At 33.7% G+C, this 18,194-nt stretch carries 23 protein-coding genes; 16 read left to right on the top strand and 7 right to left on the bottom strand.

The window, feature by feature from the left end; translation table 11 throughout:
- Positions 1 to 59 precede the first annotated feature (59 nt).
- The 10 genes from mutT (at position 60) to KGI96_RS08450 (ending at position 7,481) form a co-directional block, all read left to right on the top strand.
- Positions 60 to 500 carry an 8-oxo-dGTP diphosphatase MutT gene (gene mutT / locus KGI96_RS08495; protein WP_211597234.1) on the top strand — a complete coding sequence of 147 codons (441 nt, stop codon included), beginning with the start codon at positions 60 to 62 and terminating at the stop codon, positions 498 to 500.
- A gap of 3 nt (positions 501 to 503) precedes the next feature.
- Entirely contained in the window at positions 504 to 1,064 is a 561-nt protein-coding gene (gene orn / locus KGI96_RS08490) for an oligoribonuclease (protein ID WP_211597235.1), read from the top strand.
- A gap of 10 nt (positions 1,065 to 1,074) precedes the next feature.
- On the top strand, positions 1,075 to 1,569 hold the full coding sequence (gene tsaE / locus KGI96_RS08485; protein ID WP_211597236.1) for a tRNA (adenosine(37)-N6)-threonylcarbamoyltransferase complex ATPase subunit type 1 TsaE: 495 nt from the start codon (positions 1,075 to 1,077) through the stop codon (positions 1,567 to 1,569).
- Positions 1,570 to 1,573: 4 nt separating this feature from the next.
- On the top strand, positions 1,574 to 2,575 hold the full coding sequence (locus tag KGI96_RS08480) for an N-acetylmuramoyl-L-alanine amidase (protein WP_211597237.1): 1,002 nt from the start codon (positions 1,574 to 1,576) through the stop codon (positions 2,573 to 2,575).
- A gap of 87 nt (positions 2,576 to 2,662) precedes the next feature.
- On the top strand, positions 2,663 to 3,241 hold the full coding sequence (gene lptC, locus KGI96_RS08475; RefSeq protein WP_211597238.1) for an LPS export ABC transporter periplasmic protein LptC: 579 nt from the start codon (positions 2,663 to 2,665) through the stop codon (positions 3,239 to 3,241).
- An 8-nt stretch (positions 3,242 to 3,249) separates the two neighbouring features.
- Positions 3,250 to 3,750 (top strand): lipopolysaccharide transport periplasmic protein LptA, encoded by a 501-nt coding sequence (gene lptA, locus KGI96_RS08470; RefSeq protein WP_211597239.1) that lies wholly within the window; start codon positions 3,250 to 3,252, stop codon positions 3,748 to 3,750.
- Positions 3,751 to 3,767: 17 nt separating this feature from the next.
- Positions 3,768 to 4,493 carry an LPS export ABC transporter ATP-binding protein gene (gene lptB, locus KGI96_RS08465; protein WP_211597240.1) on the top strand — a complete coding sequence of 242 codons (726 nt, stop codon included), beginning with the start codon at positions 3,768 to 3,770 and terminating at the stop codon, positions 4,491 to 4,493.
- A gap of 37 nt (positions 4,494 to 4,530) precedes the next feature.
- Positions 4,531 to 5,079, top strand: coding sequence for a PTS sugar transporter subunit IIA (locus tag KGI96_RS08460; protein WP_211597241.1), 549 nt, complete (start codon positions 4,531 to 4,533; stop codon positions 5,077 to 5,079).
- Between the two features lie 3 nt (positions 5,080 to 5,082).
- Complete coding sequence (gene rapZ, locus KGI96_RS08455; protein WP_211597242.1) at positions 5,083 to 5,937, top strand: RNase adapter RapZ; 855 nt, start codon at positions 5,083 to 5,085, stop codon at positions 5,935 to 5,937.
- 62 nt (positions 5,938 to 5,999) lie between these two features.
- On the top strand, positions 6,000 to 7,481 hold the full coding sequence (locus KGI96_RS08450; protein ID WP_211597243.1) for a Wzz/FepE/Etk N-terminal domain-containing protein: 1,482 nt from the start codon (positions 6,000 to 6,002) through the stop codon (positions 7,479 to 7,481).
- A gap of 67 nt (positions 7,482 to 7,548) precedes the next feature.
- On the opposite strand, the gene xerC is transcribed toward KGI96_RS08450, so the two are convergent.
- The 3 genes from xerC to rpsT all read right to left on the bottom strand — a co-directional run bounded on the left by xerC (position 7,549) and on the right by rpsT (position 9,240).
- Complete coding sequence (gene xerC, locus KGI96_RS08445; RefSeq protein WP_211597244.1) at positions 7,549 to 8,469, bottom strand: tyrosine recombinase XerC; 921 nt, start codon at positions 8,467 to 8,469, stop codon at positions 7,549 to 7,551.
- 39 nt (positions 8,470 to 8,508) lie between these two features.
- Entirely contained in the window at positions 8,509 to 8,907 is a 399-nt protein-coding gene (gene mscL / locus KGI96_RS08440) for a large-conductance mechanosensitive channel protein MscL (RefSeq protein ID WP_211597245.1), read from the bottom strand.
- 69 nt (positions 8,908 to 8,976) lie between these two features.
- Positions 8,977 to 9,240 (bottom strand): 30S ribosomal protein S20, encoded by a 264-nt coding sequence (gene rpsT / locus KGI96_RS08435; RefSeq protein ID WP_090919987.1) that lies wholly within the window; start codon positions 9,238 to 9,240, stop codon positions 8,977 to 8,979.
- Between the two features lie 232 nt (positions 9,241 to 9,472).
- On the opposite strand from rpsT, the gene murJ reads away from it, so the two are divergent.
- Both murJ and hemG read left to right on the top strand, forming a co-directional pair.
- Positions 9,473 to 11,044, top strand: coding sequence for a murein biosynthesis integral membrane protein MurJ (gene murJ, locus KGI96_RS08430; RefSeq protein ID WP_211597246.1), 1,572 nt, complete (start codon positions 9,473 to 9,475; stop codon positions 11,042 to 11,044).
- Complete coding sequence (gene hemG, locus KGI96_RS08425) at positions 11,044 to 11,577, top strand: menaquinone-dependent protoporphyrinogen IX dehydrogenase (protein WP_211597247.1); 534 nt, start codon at positions 11,044 to 11,046, stop codon at positions 11,575 to 11,577. The genes murJ and hemG overlap by 1 nt, the downstream gene beginning before the upstream one ends.
- A gap of 110 nt (positions 11,578 to 11,687) precedes the next feature.
- Here hemG and KGI96_RS08420 read toward each other — a convergent pair whose 3' ends face one another.
- A complete protein-coding gene (locus KGI96_RS08420) occupies positions 11,688 to 12,038 on the bottom strand; it encodes a ComEA family DNA-binding protein (protein WP_211597248.1) in 351 nt (116 codons plus the stop codon).
- 236 nt (positions 12,039 to 12,274) lie between these two features.
- On the opposite strand from KGI96_RS08420, the gene KGI96_RS08415 reads away from it, so the two are divergent.
- Genes KGI96_RS08415 through ubiB form a run of 4 tightly spaced genes read left to right on the top strand, consistent with a single transcriptional unit; the run spans position 12,275 to position 16,901 of the window.
- On the top strand, positions 12,275 to 13,204 hold the full coding sequence (locus KGI96_RS08415) for a LysM-like peptidoglycan-binding domain-containing protein (protein WP_211597249.1): 930 nt from the start codon (positions 12,275 to 12,277) through the stop codon (positions 13,202 to 13,204).
- Positions 13,205 to 13,259: 55 nt separating this feature from the next.
- Entirely contained in the window at positions 13,260 to 14,300 is a 1,041-nt protein-coding gene (gene waaF, locus KGI96_RS08410) for a lipopolysaccharide heptosyltransferase II (RefSeq protein WP_211597250.1), read from the top strand.
- Complete coding sequence (rfaC, locus tag KGI96_RS08405) at positions 14,297 to 15,289, top strand: lipopolysaccharide heptosyltransferase RfaC (protein WP_213156432.1); 993 nt, start codon at positions 14,297 to 14,299, stop codon at positions 15,287 to 15,289. The genes waaF and rfaC overlap by 4 nt, the downstream gene beginning before the upstream one ends.
- Positions 15,279 to 16,901, top strand: coding sequence for a ubiquinone biosynthesis regulatory protein kinase UbiB (gene ubiB / locus KGI96_RS08400; RefSeq protein ID WP_211597252.1), 1,623 nt, complete (start codon positions 15,279 to 15,281; stop codon positions 16,899 to 16,901). Before rfaC ends, ubiB begins: the two co-directional genes overlap by 11 nt.
- Positions 16,902 to 17,303: 402 nt before the next feature.
- Here ubiB and KGI96_RS08395 read toward each other — a convergent pair whose 3' ends face one another.
- From KGI96_RS08395 to KGI96_RS08385, 3 genes are all read right to left on the bottom strand, one after another.
- Positions 17,304 to 17,594 carry a type II toxin-antitoxin system RelE/ParE family toxin gene (locus KGI96_RS08395; RefSeq protein WP_211597253.1) on the bottom strand — a complete coding sequence of 97 codons (291 nt, stop codon included), beginning with the start codon at positions 17,592 to 17,594 and terminating at the stop codon, positions 17,304 to 17,306.
- On the bottom strand, positions 17,587 to 17,835 hold the full coding sequence (locus tag KGI96_RS08390; protein ID WP_211597254.1) for a CopG family ribbon-helix-helix protein: 249 nt from the start codon (positions 17,833 to 17,835) through the stop codon (positions 17,587 to 17,589). Before KGI96_RS08390 ends, KGI96_RS08395 begins: the two co-directional genes overlap by 8 nt.
- Before the next feature lie 115 nt (positions 17,836 to 17,950).
- Positions 17,951 to 18,124 carry a DNA/RNA nuclease SfsA gene (locus tag KGI96_RS08385; RefSeq protein WP_211597302.1) on the bottom strand — a complete coding sequence of 58 codons (174 nt, stop codon included), beginning with the start codon at positions 18,122 to 18,124 and terminating at the stop codon, positions 17,951 to 17,953.
- Positions 18,125 to 18,194: the final 70 nt, after the last annotated feature.

Here is an 18,194-nt window from a genome sequence, read left to right as displayed (position 1 = left end):
AAACAAAATTTGCAAATTTTTACAAAAATCATACCGCTTGTCTTATAACTGAGGAAAATATGATGAGTGATAAGCCTAACCCCAAACTTGAAACTGCATTAAAACCACTCGTTCAAGTGGCCGCTGCGATTATTCGTAATGAATTTGGGCAAATTTATTTAGCCCAACGTTTAGAAGGGCAAGATTTTGCCCAATCTTTAGAATTTCCTGGAGGAAAAGTGAATGACGGCGAAACACCAGAAGAAGCAGTGGTAAGAGAAATTGAAGAGGAAGTGGGCATTCATATTTTAAGTGCTTTTCCTTATGAACATTTTTCTTTTGAATATCCAACTAAAATTATTGAGTTTTTCTTTTATTTAGTTGAAGATTGGGTTGGTGAACCATTTGGACGGGAAGGACAAGAAGGATTTTGGATTGAACAGTCTGAATTAGATTCTGAGCAGTTTCCTCCTGCAAATGAAGAGCTTATTAAACGATTAAAATCAGAGGTTTCAGAATAATTTATGTCACAGAATAATCATAATTTAAGTCAGCAAAATTTAATTTGGATTGATCTTGAAATGACGGGGCTTGATCCTCAAAAGGAACGTATTATTGAAATTGCGACGATAGTGACGGATAAAGATCTCAATATTTTAGCGGAAGGTCCTGTTCTTGCCATTCATCAAAGTGATGAGTTGTTAAGTAAAATGAGCGATTGGTGTGTCAAAACCCATACGTCAAACGGCTTAGTAGAACGAGTTAAGCAAAGTAAATTAACGGAACGTGCAGCGGAATTACAAACCATTTCATTTTTAAAACAGTGGGTACAAAAAGGGGTATCCCCAATTTGTGGCAATAGCGTGGCACAAGATAAACGTTTTTTATATCGTTATATGCCAGAGCTTGCAGAGTATTTTCACTATCGTCATTTAGATGTAAGTACCTTAAAAGAATTAGCCAGTCGTTGGAAACCTGATATTTTAAATCAGTTTGAGAAAAAAAATACCCATTTAGCTTTAGATGATATTCGTGAATCGATCGAAGAATTAAAATTTTATCGTACTCATTTTATACAGTTATAAGTGATTAAAAATGCAAAATTTAACTTTCTCATTTGAAAATGAAACTGAAATGCTAAAATTTGGTCAGAAATTAGCGGTCACATTTAAACAAATTTTTGCAAAAAATAGTGATAGTTCACTGGTTGTTTATTTAAATGGGGAACTTGGAGCAGGAAAAACGACACTAACAAGAAGTATTGTGCAAGCTTTTGGGTATAATGGGAATGTAAAAAGTCCCACTTATACTTTAGTTGAAGAGTACCATTTACCACCTTATTCGATTTATCATTTTGATTTATATCGTCTAAGTGATCCTGAAGAATTAGAGTTTATGGGAATAAGAGATTATTTTCAAACTCATTCATTATGCTTGTTAGAGTGGGCAGAAAAAGGTAAAGGTATGATTGCAGAGGCTGATTTAGAAATTCAGATTGATTATAACGGTGAAGGAAGAATGATTAAATTATTACCTAAAAAATCAGAAATGGTGAAGGTATTACCGACATTAATGGGGATATATGGATAAAAGAATGAATAAGTGGACAAATTATTTTTTCATTGGGTTAATGGGTTTTATTTTCAGTGTATCAAGTATTGCAGAGGCAAAAAAGCAAATTGTTATTGCTATTGATGCGGGCCACGGAGGGAGAGATCCTGGAGCAGTAGGAAAAGTATTCAAAATAAAAGAAAAAGACATTACATTGGCGATTTCAAAGCAATTGAAATTGTTATTAGATAAAGATCCTAATTTTAAAGGTGTTCTCACTCGTCGTTCTGATTATTATATTGGAGTCAATAAGCGTTCCGAAGTCGCTCGTAAACATAAAGCAAACCTTTTGGTGTCTATTCACGCAGATGTTTCTCCTGTCTCAAATAGTGTGCGAGGCTCTTCTGTTTGGGTGCTTTCTAACCGTCGAGCCAATAACGAAATGGGAAAATGGTTAGAAGATCACGAGAAACAGTCTGAACTCCTTGGTGGAATTGGCTCTGTATTATCCTCAAATAGAGAACGTTATTTGGATACAACGGTATTGGATCTGCAATTCTCACACGTACAGCGAGCAGGCTATGATCTAGGTAAAAGTGTATTAAAGGAATTAAACCGAGTTGTGCCTTTAGTTAAACGTACACCACAACATGCTAGTTTAGCGGTGTTGCGTTCACCGGATATTCCTTCTATTTTAGTAGAAACAGGTTTTCTATCTAATGTCAATGAAGAGAAAAATTTATCAAAAAAGAATTATCAGAAGAAAATTGCCAATGCGATATATGATGGACTAGTTATTTATAGTAAACAGAATTATGCTAACTTGGTGATTACTGAAAAGAAAAAAAGAATAAATAAAAAAAAGAAATATAGCAAAGCCAATAAAAAGAAATATCATACATCACCAACAATTTATATAGTAAAAAAAGATGAGACGCTTTATTCTATAGCTAAACGATATGGCACGACACCTCAAAAATTAAGTAAATTAAATCATATAAAAAATAATATTATTTTAGTTGGACAAAAATTAAAGCTAAAATAAAAATATTTTTCTTATTATTGTCAACATTGTTAATGTTGGAATTGTGATATGATTACAGTCTATTTTTTATATGGATAGCTTAATAATATGAATTTACGTTTAAATATTGTGCTTGTTATTGTCGTTAGTGTGCTAGCAGGGTGGTATTTTAGCTTACAACAAGAAGGACAAGACCTAGAACGCTTAATAAAGCGAGATGGACAACCTGAGTATGTAGGAGATAAAATTACTACAGAGGTTTACGATGTGGAAGGTAAACCTCAATATTTTGCTCAAGCAGATGAAATTAAACATTATGAAACAACGGGAAGAGTGGAGTTAGTTAATCCGTTACTTAACTTATTTGATACCGTAAAAGCATTAAAAGAATGGAAATTGACCTCAGATGAGGCTGAAATTACAAAAAATAAAATATTGCAGTTAAGAGGTAATGTAAAGATACAAAATCTTAATCCATTATCTAAATTACAGCAAATTGAAGCAGAAATACTTTTTGTGAATTTAAAAAATCATGATATTTTTTCTGACAGTGTAGTAAGTGCTAGAGGAATTGGTTTCAATTCAACAGGAACAGGATTGCAAGGTAATTTGAAAAAACAATCAGCTAAATTCCAAAAGGATGTTAAAACACATATTGAACCAACAAAAGTTAACGAAAGAAATTAAGGATACAAATGAAATTTATAATACGTTCTTTTATTTTTACATTATTTTTAGGTGTAAATTTATCAGCTTACTCTTTGGAGAATGATTCAAATAAGCCTATTGATATTGAATCAAGTAGTCAAGAATTTGATATGGAAACCAATACCATTACATTAAATGGCAATGTATTAATTACGCAAGGTTCCATTAAAATTGCTGCTGATAAGGTCACGATTTTTCGTCAAGAAGGTAAAAAAGAAGTGATTAAAGCGAGTGGCACTCCAGTTAAATTTTATCAAATGTTAGATTCTGGTAAGTCTGTGGATGGACAAGCTAATAGAGTCCATTATGACTTAGGTACAGAGTTTTTGACTTTAATTGATAATGCACAATTAAAGCAATTAGATAGCTCAGTAAAAGCAGAGAAAATTACCTATGATGTAAAAAAACAGCAATTAAGAGCTGTTCGACAAGGGAAAGGAAATCGAGTTAAAACAGTACTTATTCCTCTCCAGTTAAAAGATAAATAATTTAAGTAAGGAAAATAATGTCAACACTCTATGTTGAAAATTTAGCAAAAAGTTATAAAGCCCGTAACGTTGTTAAAGATGTGAGTTTAAATGTAAATTCGGGTGAAATTGTTGGGTTACTAGGTCCAAATGGTGCGGGAAAAACCACAACATTTTATATGATTGTTGGTTTAGTTCGTCACGATGGAGGAAAAATTAAAATTGATGATGAAGAAATCAGTTTGTTACCAATGCATAATCGAGCAACAAAAGGGATTGGTTATCTTCCTCAAGAAGCCTCTATTTTTCGTCGTTTGAGTGTTTATGATAATTTAATGGCGGTATTACAAGTTCGTAAAGATTTAAATAATGAACAACGTAAAGCACGAGCGAATGAATTAATTACCGAATTTAATATTGAACATATTCGCCATAATTTAGGTCAATCATTATCTGGTGGAGAGCGTCGTCGAGTTGAAATTGCTCGGGCATTAGCCGCAAGCCCTAAATTTATTTTATTAGATGAACCTTTTGCTGGCGTTGATCCAATTTCTGTAATTGATATAAAAAAAATTATTGTGAGCTTAAAAGACCGAGGGCTTGGAGTATTAATTACAGATCATAATGTAAGAGAAACCTTAGATGTTTGTGAGAGAGCTTATATTGTCGGTAGTGGAGAAGTGATTGCAACAGGTTCTCCACAACAAATTTTAGAAAATAAAGATGTGAAACAAATATATTTGGGTGATCAATTTAGATTATAAATTGATTTATTAAGTCGTATACATATAAGTATAAATAATGAAATTAACAAAATACCTTAAACCTGAATTGATTCGTGTAGGCGTTCATATTTCAAGTAAAAAAAGAGCATTAGAAATAGTAGGCTCTGTAGTAACAGATTATTTAATACAGCATTTTTCAGAAAATTATGATGTTTCTGCAATAGACTGTTTTTCTTGTCTATGTAAGCGTGAAAAATTAGGTTCAACGTGCATTAATTATGGCATTGCAGTTCCCCATACCAAATTACCAAATTGGAATAGTGATGAGCCGATCGCTGTTTTTTTACAATTAGAAAATCCAATTGATTATGAAACTATAGAAAATAAGGAAATTGACCTTATTTTTGCAATGATTTTCCCTGATAAGGAAAATGATGAATATAAAAAAGATTTACAGGAAATTGTCACTATATTAAATAATAAGCAACTTGCAAAATCACTGAGAACAGCAGAATCAGAGGAAGATGTTTGGAATATACTTGAAACAGCAGATTCAGAAATGTGTACAGCTCTACAGGATGCAGAAAACCAAGATCAAATAAAGAGTATGAGTAGTGAGGAGTAAAAGATGGAATTAATTATAGTGAGCGGACGATCTGGTTCAGGAAAATCTGTTGCTTTGCGAGTATTAGAAGATATGGGGTACTATTGTGTTGATAATATGCCACTTTCTTTAATTCCAAATTTAGTCAATATTTTATCTAAAACTGAAACAGCCATTGTCATTAGTTTAGATATTCGTAATTTCCCTAATCATATTGCTAAACCTGATCAAATTTTTGCGGAATTGCCGACGTATTTAGATACTCGGTTCATTTTTTTAGATTGTGATTCTCAGGTCTTGGTTCAACGTTATAGTGATTCTCGTCGGTTACATCCCCTTTCTACACAAAATTTGTCTCTAACTGGTGCAATTGAATTTGAAAATAAAATTCTTGAACCTTTATATCAATATGCGAATGACATAATAGATACCACACATCTTTCCACTCATCAACTGGCGGATAAATTGAGAAATTTATTAAGAGGTGATGAAACAAAAGAATTGCATATTATTTTTGAATCTTTTGGTTTTAAATATGGTATTCCGACAGATGCAGATTATGTTTTCGATGTGCGTTTTCTTCCAAATCCACACTGGGATATTCATCTTCGCCCAATGACTGGTCTTGAAAAACCCGTTCAAAATTTTCTATCAGATCATCAAATTGTAAATCAGTTTATCCATCAAACCACCGATTATCTGTTGACTTGGTTACCTGATCTTAAAAAGAATAATCGTAGTTATCTTACTATTGCTATTGGTTGTACTGGCGGTAAGCATCGTTCTGTTTTTGTGGCAGAAAAATTATTTGAAGAGTTTAAATGTAAAAATCATAATGTGAAAATTCGCCATCGTCAGTTAGAGTCACTAAATGTATAAACAAAATTAAAACTATTTGTTATAATGCGTCGTCAATATTTAAATATAATCAAGGAAAAATTATGAACAGCGAGAATACAAATGTAATAGCCAATGATGAAATTGATTTACTGGCTATGTTTAAAAACCTTTTTAGACAAAGAGGGCTAATTATTGCTTTCACCCTCGCTTTCTTTTTATTTGCGCTAGCTTTTCAATTTTCAAAGTTAGCATTTTACACACCAAAAACAGTGAATTACCCTATTGCAATTGAGTTTATTTCTTCTAGTGATAGTCGTTATCCTAATGGCGTAAAATTTTCTCCAGAAGATATCATTGTGCCAGAGAACATAAAACTAGCACTAGAAGATACGAATATAGATGCTGATATTCGAGGAGTATCTAAGGCTATATCAATTGAAGCAACAAATTCTTTAATAAAAATTGCAGAAAATACCTTATTAAATAATTTATCGAATAAAAAAATCACGAAAGACCAAGTAGAAGAAACAAAAGCATCCTTAGATTTACTTAAAAATAATGCGAAAACGTATGTAACTTTAAGTTTGGACTTATCTCAGATCAAGCTTTCTGAAAATGATGCAAAAAAATTACTTAAAGCGGTGGCAACAGAGTGGTCTAAAAATGCGGTAACTAAGGGGCTAGTTAGCCCAAATATTTCTTATCCACAAGAAGCATTTGTTTATGATAAAAATGCGGTAATTATTGATAATTATGATAAGTTATTAAATTATAGTAAAGGCGTAGAGGTTGCATTGGAAAAACTATCAATGCTCGATGGAAGTAATTCTATTTCTGTAAATAACTATAACCTTAATGATCTTACTCGTACAATAAAAGATGTGATTGATAATGATATTAATGTAATGCGATCTTATACCTATTCCATTTCACCAGAATTAGTTAAGTATAATAAATTACTAGAGATGCAAATTTTTTCACAACTTAGAGTAAAAGAATTAGATAGAGCCGAAATAAATAAAAAAATAGCAACTTATGATTTTATTTTAAGTAAATTGAGTACAAATATAGAGAGTAGTAATACGGTACAGCAACCATTGAAAAATCCATCTATTGAAGCAAATATGGATAAAAGTATGCTAAATGATTTATTACATTTAGGCTCACAATTATCATCATCAGAGCTTAAGAAAGAAATTATTAATAAAAGAATTGCAGCTTCAGAAAAATTATTTTCATTGGAAAAAGAAATTGATATGATTGCTGGTAGCATAAGTAGCATAAGTGATACTGAAAATCAACAAAAAACCATTGCTATGATACCAACTATTTTCGAAAATACGGTAAAAAAAGTGAATGAATCACAGAAAATCTTTATGATATTATTAAATGAATATAAAAAGTTATCTATGAATAAAAATAGCTCTCTTTATAGTACTGTAGCAGAACCTTATATCGCAAATTCATTTGGTTTTAATTTGAAAAAATCATTAATTATTCTATTTGCATCAACCTTTATGGGATTATTTATTGGAATGGGAATTGCTTTGTTGCGTTCAGCATTTTTATCAAATAAAAAATAAAATTTAGGTAGGTATAAAGGACAAAATGTCTTTTATACCTCAATGTTGTGTAGAAAACATATTACCACTACTTCTTACGCTTAGCTCTTGGGTGAGCGGCATCATAAACATTAGCAAGATGTTGAAAATCTAAGTGTGTATAGACTTGAGTTGTGGAAAGGCTTGAATGTCCTAAAAGTTCTTGTACTGCTCTTAAATCACCACTTCCTTCTAACATCTGTGTAGCAAAAGAGTGGCGGAGTTTATGAGGATGTAAGTGTGTTTCTAACCCCTGCTTTTGTCCCCATTTTTTCATAATAAGTTGAATTGCACGTTGTGAAATTCTAGTACCTCGAGTATTTAAAAATAATGCCTCTTCTGTAGGTTTAAATTGAAGGCGTACCTCTAACCATTTCTGTAATACTGCTATCGCTTTTGAACCAATAGGTAAAATTCGCTCTTTACTTCCTTTTCCTAATACTCGCACTTCTTTAGTCTTAAAATCAATGTCACCTAAATTAATGCCTTGTAATTCTGCTAAGCGAAGTCCAGAACTATAGGTTAGCTCCATCATTGCAAGATCTCGCCAATCTGTGGCTTTTTCAGGCGTAAAATCCAGTAAATGGGAAAGTTGTTCAGCATCTATATTTTTAGGAAGGTGTTGTCCTTGTTTAGGTGCTTTAATACCTTGTGCAGGATTGACCGTCATTTTTTCACTGCGTATTAAATAGTTAAAAAACTGACGCAGTGCTGAAAGACGAAGATTAATGCTTTTTGCTCCCAAATTTGCTTTATGACTTTGTGTTAAAATCCAACGCACTGTACTAGGTTGGACATCTTGCCATTTAGTGATTTGTGCTTGCACAAGCAACTCTGCCACTGCTTTAAGTTGGCGTTGATAATTGGTAACAGTATGTATGCTGGCTTGTCGCTCAATACGTAGAAAATCCCAGTAAGGTTGTGTTTGAGCGAGAAGCCTTTGTACTTCAAGATTTATTATTTCAGACATACTTGCAGTATAGAATAAAATATTAAAATAGAAAATAGATTATTTTTGCAATAAATCACGAATTTCAGTCAGTAATTCTTCTTGAGTTGGAGCTTTTGGTTTTTTCTCTTCCTCTTCTATTTCTGCTTTTTTCATTTTATTGATTACTTTAACTACCATAAAGATCGCTGCAGCAATAATTAAAAAATCAAAAATGGTTTGAATAAAAATACCATAATTCATTGTAACTGCCGCCGTTTTTTCAGTTGCAGCTTTTAAAACTATCGCTAAATCTTTAAAATCTACCCCTCCAATTAAAACACCGAGTGGAGGCATAATAATGTCTTTTACAAAAGAAGCGACAATCTTTCCAAAAGCACTACCAATAACAACACCGACAGCCAAATCAACCACATTGCCTTTAATTGCGAACTGTTTAAACTCTTTTAATATACTCATCGTTTTTTCCTCTTTAGATTTAGAAATAAAAAACCCACCAAGCGGTGGGTTTCTTATAAAAATTTGCAATTATGCTAATTTTTTGATTTGAGCGGCTAGTTTCGCTTTGTGATTAGCTGCTTTATTTTTGTGAATTAAGCGTTTTGACGCCATACGATCCACAATTTTTTGCATTTCTAAAAATGCTGCTTGAGATGCTGCTTTATCACCAGCTTCAACTGCTGCGTAAACTTTCTTAATGTAAGTACGCATCATTGAACGTAAACTTGCATTGTGTTGGCGGTGTTTTTCAGATTGTACCGCACGTTTTTTTGCCGACTTGATATTAGCCAAGGTCAAACTCCTAAAAAATATCTATGTAAAATAAAAAGCACAAATAGACTTCATGCTACTACTAAATCTGTCATTTTCAATGAGACACGGGCTTGAAAATAGAACCATTTCACACAAAAAAACTCTCGTGGAAAAGATAGGGAGCAATTCTAACAGTTTTTTTATGTTTTTCCCATAATAAACTGTTAAAATTCCGATCAATTTTTAAAAACAAATGAAGAGAACCATTATTTTGAGTAAAAAATTAATAAAATCGGGAATAATTGTGAGTAGTATGACACTGCTTTCTCGAATATTAGGTTTGGTTAGGGATATTGTTGTGGCAAATATTTTGGGTACTGGTGTATCTGCGGATGTGTTTTTATTTGCCAATAGAATACCTAATTTTTTACGTCGCTTATTTGCAGAAGGGGCTTTTTCTAAAGCTTTTGTACCTGTATTAGCAGAATATAATGCAGATGGTGAATTAGATAAAACACGAGAATTTATTGCAAAAGTATCAGGGACATTAGGTGGGTTAGTAACCATAGTTACTCTTGTTGCGATGATCGCATCTCCTGTTGTTGCAGCACTATTTGGTACAGGATGGTTTATTGATTGGTTAAATGATGGAGCAGATGCTCAAAAATTTACTCAAGCCTCATTATTACTTAAAATTACTTTTCCTTATTTGTGGTTTATCACTTTTGTTGCCTTATCTGGTGCAGTATTAAATACAATTGGTAAATTTGGTGTAATGGCTTTTTCCCCAGTTTTATTGAATGTGGCTATTATTGGCGTTGCACTATTTGCTGTAGATTATTTCCCTTCAACGGATATTGCACTTGCGTTTGGTGTTTTTTTAGGAGGGTTATTACAATTTTTATTCCAAATTCCTTTCCTTAAAAAAGAAAAGTTACTGGTTAAGCCTAAATGGGCATGGCGAGACAAAGGTGTGACAAAAGTTAGAAACTTAATGATCCCTGCGTTATTTGGTGTATCGGTAACACAAGTGAATTTATTATTAAATCAAGTCATCGCCTCTTTTTTAGTGACAGGTTCAATTAGTTGGCTCTATTATTCAGATCGCTTAATTGAATTTCCTTTAGGATTATTTGGTATTGCAATTTCAACTGTGGTTCTTCCTAATTTATCTATAATTGCGAAAAAGAAAGATATTGATGAAATACAAAGAAAAGCAGAATTTAGTCAAACAATGGATTGGGGCGTTAGAATGGTGCTATTGTTAGGTCTTCCTGCAATGTTTGGAATTGGATTATTAGCAAAGCCGCTTTTAATGACGATTTTTATGCGAGGTAAATTCCAACTCTCTGATGTGATTGCGTCTTCACAGTCTTTGTTAGTAATGTGTTTTGGATTAATTAGCTATATGATGATCAGCATTTTAGCGAATGGTTTTTATGCCAATCAAAATACAAAAACCCCCGTAAAAATCGGTATTATTGCAGCTGTTAGTAATATTTGTTTTGGATTACTTGCGATTCCATTTAGTTATGTCGGATTAGCTATGGCTTCTGCATTATCAGCCGCAGTAAATGCTAGTCTACTATATCGAGGATTATCACGAAGAGGCATATATAAAATATCATTGAAAACTATCATTTTTACCCTAAAATTATTGATTGCAGCACTGGTTATGGGGGGGGTAGTAAATTATTTTTCTCCAAATTTACAAGAGTGGTATAGTTTAACGTTATTGCAACGTATTCATTGGCTCAGTTGGTTAGTATTATTGGCAGCAACGGTTTATTTTAGTTGTTTAGTTCTATTAGGATTACGTAAACAAGATTTCAAGGTGGAATAGTGAAAACAATCATTTTATATTTGACCACAGATGGTCAAACACAGAAAATTGCCGAACAGATCAGACAAGTGCTTCAAGGTGAAGTGAGTTTATGCTCATTAAGAGAAAATACCATAACATCGGACGAGCTAGCCAGTTTTGACAATATCATTATTGGTGCTTCCATTCGTTATGGTCGCTTTGATTCTTTGCTGAAAAAATTTATTCAACAGCATCATTTGATACTAAATCAAAAAAAATCTGCATTTTTTAGTGTAAATATTACCGCTAGGAAAGAGAATAAAAATCAGCCTGAAACAAATGCTTATACTCGTAAGCTATTAGAAAGTATTCAATGGAAACCAAATTGGGTTGCCGTCTTTGCGGGTAGTTTACTTTATCCTAAATACTCTTGGTATGACCGACTGATTATTCAATTTATTATGAGGTTAACAGGTGGAGAAACAGATACGTCAAAAGAGGTGGAATATACCGATTGGCAGCGGGTTAATGATTTTGCACAAAAATTTAATATTATAAGCGGTAAGATGTAATGAAAAGTTTGCAATTTTATTGCGTTTTATTTTCTTGTAGCAACAAATAATCAGCCCTATATTACAAAATAATGTGAGGGCTGATTTTACGTTCAATCTTCAAAATTTGATTAATTGACTAGAATTCGCTCCCGATTTTTTTCTAATGTCGCTTTACCAATACCAGAAACCTCCGTAATTTGCTCCACAGTCAAGAATTTACCATTTTTTTGACGATATTCAACAATAGCTTGTGCTTTTTTTATCCCAATGCCAGATAATTTATCTTTTAATTCAGCCGCAGTAGCTGTGTTAATATTTACTGCATTTAAATTAGTTTTTACAGTGGTTACTTTTTTTACAGCAAGTTGTTGATTATTCTTTGTTGGTTGGTGATTTGTATTTGAGTTTTCTTTGGCAGTAACCGTTGTGGTCAATAAACCTAATAATAATCCAAATCCACAGACTTTTAATACTTTCATAAATTTCTCCCTTACAGAGCTTGTTAAATAGAAGTTATACATTATGGAAACCTCTCTTTTTATTCAATGATAAGCAGCTATTTTCTCGATCTAGATCGAAAAACAATAATTTATGTTGCCGTTATTTTTTATAAAAATAGAAAAGTCTGTACTTATAAGATAAAAAAGCGTGATGATTAAATAAAAATCCTTTAAACTATAGGTATCTGCTTGTAATTTAGCAATGGAAATTAAATATGTTAGCTAATTATTCTTGTGCTAATCAAGATAAAAGAAATACGGGAAAAAACAAATCTAGACTATTACTTACTTATCCTAAGCCATCATTTGCTTATAATGGGGTAAAATTTTCAGGCACTCGCCTTTCTATTAAAAAAATGGATAAAAAAATGCAAAAAGAATTGATTAATCAGGTTAAAAAACAACCTAGCACCCAAACAGAAGAAACATTTGAGCAAGCCCCTTCTTTCAGTGGTGTTACTTCTGAAAAAATAGTTACGACATCAGATCTATATATGAAAAAAAGAAATTCGTCAGTAAAATATATCCGCTGGGCAATTGTTTTTTTAATTATACTGTTATTAGGCGTCGTATTTTGGTTATTAAAACCAAATGAGCCTCAAAAAATGAAAGAGTTACAAACTCAGCAAAGTAATGATTTACCTATTGAATTTCATCCTATTGATGAAAATGAGGCTAAGCGACAGAAAGAAGAGCAGTTATTACAAGCACAGAAAAGTCAGATAGTAGAACCTAAAGTATTACAGGTAAATCTGCCATCAGAGGAAAAAGTACCAACGGTAGTAGATATTGAGGTTATTTCTGAACCTGAGACTCTTCCTCAATCAAACTTAGAGCCGATAGTAGAGGCTCAAGAACCTAAAGTAACAATTAAAAATAATGATGCATTAGCAACATCCACCACAAAAACCTTAATCATGAAAAGAGGGGTTTCATTAATGCAACTTTTCCGAGATAATCATTTAAGTATTGCTGATGTGAATGAAATGGCAAGAGTAAAAGGTGGAAGCAAAATATTCCAACATTTAAATGTTGGGGATAAAGTTATCGTTCAATTAAATGATAAACGAAGAGTTATTATGATGGATGTGAAAGGTGGACGCTTTATCCGTCAATCAAATGGCACATATATTTATAAAAAATAATTTAAAATCAAAAGAGTGAGTTTTTACTCACTCTTTCTTTTTATAAGAGAACAGAATGAATATTTTAATTATTGGACCTTCTTGGGTGGGCGATATGATGATGTCCCACTCCCTTTATCAACAACTCAAAAAAAACTATCCAAATTGTCAAATTGACGTAATGGCACCCGACTGGTGTCGTCCTTTATTATCTCGTATGCCTGAAATTCGCAAAGCCATCACAATGCCACTCGGACACGGTGCATTTGAGTTACGTAAGCGGTATGATTTAGGAAAAAATTTGCAAAATCAATATGATATGGCGATAGTGTTGCCTAATTCCCTAAAATCGGCTTTTGTACCTTTTTTCGCCAAAATTCCTGTTAGACGTGGTTGGAAAGGTGAGATTCGTTATGGATTATTAAATGATTTACGCAATAATAAAAATGATTATCCGATGATGGTGCAACGCTATGTTGCCCTTGCCTATGAAAACGGGAAAATTCCAAACGCTGAACAAATCAAGATTGATTATCCTTATTTAATCGTTGAAAAACAACAAGTTGAGAAAACAATTACACAGTTTGAAAAGCAATTTGCTTATGCAGAAAATAGAGAAACCATCGGATTTTGCCCCGGTGCGGAATTTGGTCCTGCAAAACGTTGGCCACATTATCATTATGCAAAATTAGCCCAACTTTTGATTGAAAAAGGCTACTCGATCAGTATTTTTGGTTCAGCCAAAGACAATGCGGTTGGCGAAGAAATCCGCACTACACTGACCGAAGAACAGCAACGTTACTGTATTAACCTTGCAGGACAGACTAACTTAAACCAAGCCGTTGATCTGATTTCCACCTGTCGTGCTGTTGTGAGTAATGACTCAGGTTTAATGCACATTGCGGCGGCTTTGGGTAAACCGCTTGTGGCACTTTATGGACCAACAAGCCCACAATACACGCCACCACTTTCTGAAAAAGTGAAAATTATTCGCTTAATTGAAGGCGGCTTGATCAAAGTTCGTAAAGGCGATGCCGAGCAAGGTTATCATCAAAGTTTGATTGATATTCAGCCTGAAACGGTATTGAATGAATTGAATAAATTATTAACAGAATGAAAATCTGTCTTGTAAAAACGTCATCAATGGGCGATGTGATCCACACCTTGCCCGCTTTAACCGACGCACAAAATGCCATTCCTGATTTACAGGTGGATTGGGTGATTGAGCAGGCTTTTGCAGAAATTCCCAAATGGCACAGTGCTGTCAATCAGGTTATCCCTATCAAAATTCGTCATTGGCGTAAAAATCTGTTTCAGCGACAAACGTGGCTGGAATGGCAGGCTTATAAAAAGCAATTACAAAGCACGCAATACGATGCAGTGATTGACGCACAAGGGCTGATTAAAAGTACTTATTTAGTGACACATCTCGCCAAAGGCACAAAATATGGCTACGATAATCAAAGTGCCAGAGAGGGATTAAGCAGTCTGTTTTATGATGAAAAATTTACTATTTCTTATCAGCAACACGCTGTTGAACGGATACGTCAGCTACTTGCAAAAAGTTTAGGTTATCCTGAACCGACACAAATCGGCGATTATGGTATAGCGGACAGATTTTCAGTAAAATTTGCAAATTCTTCACAAAATGTTACCGCTTGTGATCCTTATTGTACTTCTTATATAGTCGCCATTCATTCCACCACACGAGCAGATAAACATTGGAATGAAAACTATTGGATTGAAATTATTAAAGCAATCACAACTCAGCAAATTGAAGTCCATTTACCTTGGGGAAATGTAACGGAACAAGCCCGAGCGGAACGTTTAGCCACAGTATCGCCCTTAGCAAAAGTGTTGCCAAAACTCACTTTAACAGAACTCGCTCAACATATTGCAAATAGCCAAAGTGTGATTTCAGTGGATACGGGGTTAAGCCATTTGACCGCCGCATTAAACAAGCCTAATATTATTCTTTATGGGGCAACGGATCCCAAATTGATAGGGGCTTACGGTCAAAATCAGCATTATTTACAGGCAGATTCAATGCAAAACATTCAGCCAAGCCAAGTTTTAGACAAATTGAGAACAGAAAATGCAATTTAAAAATTCACGTCGTTTTTATCGAATTATTGAAACCTTTTTACGCTACGGCATTGATGAGGCAATTCCTGATCATCGTCTGACGAATTCGTTAGGTATCGCTCGTAAAGGGCTATTTTGGATTAAAAATCAACACACGGATAAACCTTTTGGGGAAAGATTGCGTTTAGCTTTGCAAGAATTAGGACCAGTTTGGATAAAATTAGGGCAAATGCTCTCCACTCGCCGTGATCTGTTTGAGCCTGAATTAGCGGATCAGCTTGCATTATTACAAGATAATGTGGAAGCCTTTGACGGTAAATTAGCACGTCAAATTATTGAAACCGCCTTAGGGGATAAATTAGAAAAATGGTTTGATGATTTTGATGAAAATGCCTTAGCCTCTGCCTCTATTGCTCAGGTTCACACCGCAAAATTCAATCAAAATCAAACCCTTGCAGGTAAAGAGGTGGTGCTAAAAGTCATTCGCCCTGAGATTGAACCGATCATCAAATCTGATATTGAATTGATGTATCGCCTTGCCCATTTAATCCCCAAATTATCCCCAGAGGGCAAGCGACTACGTGCCGTTGAAGTGGTGCAAGAGTATGAAAAAACCTTAGCGGACGAGCTGAATTTACGTCGTGAGATGGATAATGCGATTCGTTTAAGAGCGAATTTTTACGAAAGCGAAGAGCTGTATATTCCAGAAATGTACCCTGATTTTTGCCATAAAAATGTGATCGTAATGGAACGCATTTATGGTATTCATGTGGCGAATATTGACGAACTGAAAGCGAATGGTACGGATATGAAATTGCTCTCTGAGCGTGGCGTGCAAGTCTTTTTCACACAGGTGTTTAGGGACAGTTTTTTCCACGCTGATATGCACCCTGGAAATATTTTTGTGAACCCAAACCACCCTGAAAATCCACAATATATCGGCATTGATTGTGGCATTGTCGGACAACTTAATCAGCACGATAAACGCTATCTCGCAGAAAGTTTTGTGGCATTTTTCAACCGTGATTATCGCCGTGTCGCCTTAATGCACGTGGAATCAGGTTGGACACCTGCCGATACCGATATTGACGCGTTTGAACAAGCATTTAGAGAAGTGTGCGAACCGATTTTTGCCAAACCTTTATCAGAAATCTCCTTTGGACACGTGCTGTTAAACCTGTTTAAAGTCGCTCGTGAATTTAATATGGAAGTGCAACCACAGTTGGTCTTGCTCCAAAAAACCTTGCTCTATATTGAAGGCTTAGGCAGACAAATTTACCCTGAATTAGATTTATGGAAAACCGCCAAACCATTTTTACAAAACTGGCTTAACGAACAAATCGGTGTTAAAGCAATGTTTAAAGATATTCAGCAACATTTACCGCAATTTAGAGAACATTTTGCGGAATTCCCTGAGGCAATGTTTAATGCGTTTCAGCAACAAAAACAGATTAACAAACATTTACAAGCAATCAATCAAAGCCTAGAAAAAAAAGCTAAAAGCAGTGAAAAACGCACACGTTGGATTATTGTAGGGTTGGCATTACTCGGCACACTTTGGAAGTTTGAAACTTTACCGATTTGGGTTAGTGTACCTTTATTACTGGCTGAATTATGGATATTGATGAAATAGGGCGAATACAATTCATCCTACAAATTTTCACAACAAAAAACCTGTTGCAATTTTTTACAACAGGTTTTTGATTAAAAGAAATTAGTGTTTTTTACAGAATTTTTGAGCATTTTTATCCCCATTTCTTGCAGCTTTTTTCATCCAATATGTTGTTTTTTAATAGAACTTTTTACATATTGCCATTTTTCATACATAAAAGCAGTGATTTTTAGTGGTTTGTTATTCAAATGAAATCGGTGCAACGAATTCCATTGCCACACCATTTGGGCATAAAAGTTTCGCTTTATAGCAAAGCATTTGCACGCCATTTAATTGTGCGATTTGGCATATTTAGGGTCGATTTGTTCTACTATTTGAAAGGAATTTATTTCTGAATGTAAAATGGCAAACAGCACCACTGTCCTACATATAATGTTCTTGTTTAGTATTTTTTATATTTGAAATAAAAACAGTGTCAATATGGCGATCATAACGATATAAAATAATATGATTACCTACGATTAGCTCTCTAAAATCTGAATATTTAACATATTGTCTGTAACGTTCAGGAAATAAGGTTAGGCTTTCAATTGCGTCATAACATTGTTGCTTAAAATTATCTCCTGTTTCTTTGTAACCTGTAAATTCACTTAATTGAAAAGCATATTTATTTATCAAATCAATCACTTTTGGCGAAACAATAATTTTAGTCATTTTTCAAGCCTAATTGAGAGCGAACTTCATCCATTGTTAATCCGTAATTTTCTAGGGATTTCATTTTCAAGTATTCCTGTTCAGCTTCTTCAATAAAGCGGATTTTTTCAACTTCTTCTTTCACTGCTCGCTTCATATTTTCAACCATAATTTTGTGGGGCTTACAGTTGTATCTTTCAGCTAAGAATTGAATATCATTTTTCAATTCATCATCAAATCTGATAGAGGTAACGTGACTCATAAGTCGCTCCTATTTTTAAAAGTAACACATTGTAACACAAAATTAAACTGATTAAATAATATCTTCTTATATATCTATCTTTTCATTTATAGTCAAGCATCTGCATACCATTTAATTATGCAGTTTTGCATAACTCAGCATATTTAGGATCAATCTGTTCTGCTACTTGAAAGGAATTTATCCCTGAATGTAAAATGGCAAATAGCACTGTAGCTCTATTTCTTTGATGTGCAACATTGGTTAATTCTCGTAACTGTTTTTGCCCACGTAAGGTTTGAGTGTCTCGGATTAATTGATTGGCTCTCTTTGGAAGTTTGAAAGCTTACCGATTTGGGTTAGCGTGCCTTTGTTAATTTTAG

The organism is Phocoenobacter atlanticus subsp. cyclopteri (assembly GCF_018343795.1).
GTDB lineage: Bacteria > Pseudomonadota > Gammaproteobacteria > Enterobacterales > Pasteurellaceae > Phocoenobacter > Phocoenobacter atlanticus.
This window is presented reverse-complemented; position numbering and strand designations above follow the sequence as displayed.

Coding starts and splice junctions, on each gene's coding strand:
- mutT (WP_211597234.1), top strand. CDS start 60: ATGATGAGTGATAAGCCTAACCCCAAACTTGAAACTGCATTAAAACCA.
- orn (WP_211597235.1), top strand. CDS start 504: ATGTCACAGAATAATCATAATTTAAGTCAGCAAAATTTAATTTGGATT.
- tsaE (WP_211597236.1), top strand. CDS start 1,075: ATGCAAAATTTAACTTTCTCATTTGAAAATGAAACTGAAATGCTAAAA.
- KGI96_RS08480 (WP_211597237.1), top strand. CDS start 1,574: ATGAATAAGTGGACAAATTATTTTTTCATTGGGTTAATGGGTTTTATT.
- lptC (WP_211597238.1), top strand. CDS start 2,663: ATGAATTTACGTTTAAATATTGTGCTTGTTATTGTCGTTAGTGTGCTA.
- lptA (WP_211597239.1), top strand. CDS start 3,250: ATGAAATTTATAATACGTTCTTTTATTTTTACATTATTTTTAGGTGTA.
- lptB (WP_211597240.1), top strand. CDS start 3,768: ATGTCAACACTCTATGTTGAAAATTTAGCAAAAAGTTATAAAGCCCGT.
- KGI96_RS08460 (WP_211597241.1), top strand. CDS start 4,531: ATGAAATTAACAAAATACCTTAAACCTGAATTGATTCGTGTAGGCGTT.
- rapZ (WP_211597242.1), top strand. CDS start 5,083: ATGGAATTAATTATAGTGAGCGGACGATCTGGTTCAGGAAAATCTGTT.
- KGI96_RS08450 (WP_211597243.1), top strand. CDS start 6,000: ATGAACAGCGAGAATACAAATGTAATAGCCAATGATGAAATTGATTTA.
- xerC (WP_211597244.1), bottom strand. CDS start 8,469: ATGTCTGAAATAATAAATCTTGAAGTACAAAGGCTTCTCGCTCAAACA.
- mscL (WP_211597245.1), bottom strand. CDS start 8,907: ATGAGTATATTAAAAGAGTTTAAACAGTTCGCAATTAAAGGCAATGTG.
- KGI96_RS08420 (WP_211597248.1), bottom strand. CDS start 12,038: ATGAAAGTATTAAAAGTCTGTGGATTTGGATTATTATTAGGTTTATTG.
- KGI96_RS08415 (WP_211597249.1), top strand. CDS start 12,275: ATGTTAGCTAATTATTCTTGTGCTAATCAAGATAAAAGAAATACGGGA.
- waaF (WP_211597250.1), top strand. CDS start 13,260: ATGAATATTTTAATTATTGGACCTTCTTGGGTGGGCGATATGATGATG.
- rfaC (WP_213156432.1), top strand. CDS start 14,297: ATGAAAATCTGTCTTGTAAAAACGTCATCAATGGGCGATGTGATCCAC.
- ubiB (WP_211597252.1), top strand. CDS start 15,279: ATGCAATTTAAAAATTCACGTCGTTTTTATCGAATTATTGAAACCTTT.
- KGI96_RS08395 (WP_211597253.1), bottom strand. CDS start 17,594: ATGACTAAAATTATTGTTTCGCCAAAAGTGATTGATTTGATAAATAAA.
- KGI96_RS08390 (WP_211597254.1), bottom strand. CDS start 17,835: ATGAGTCACGTTACCTCTATCAGATTTGATGATGAATTGAAAAATGAT.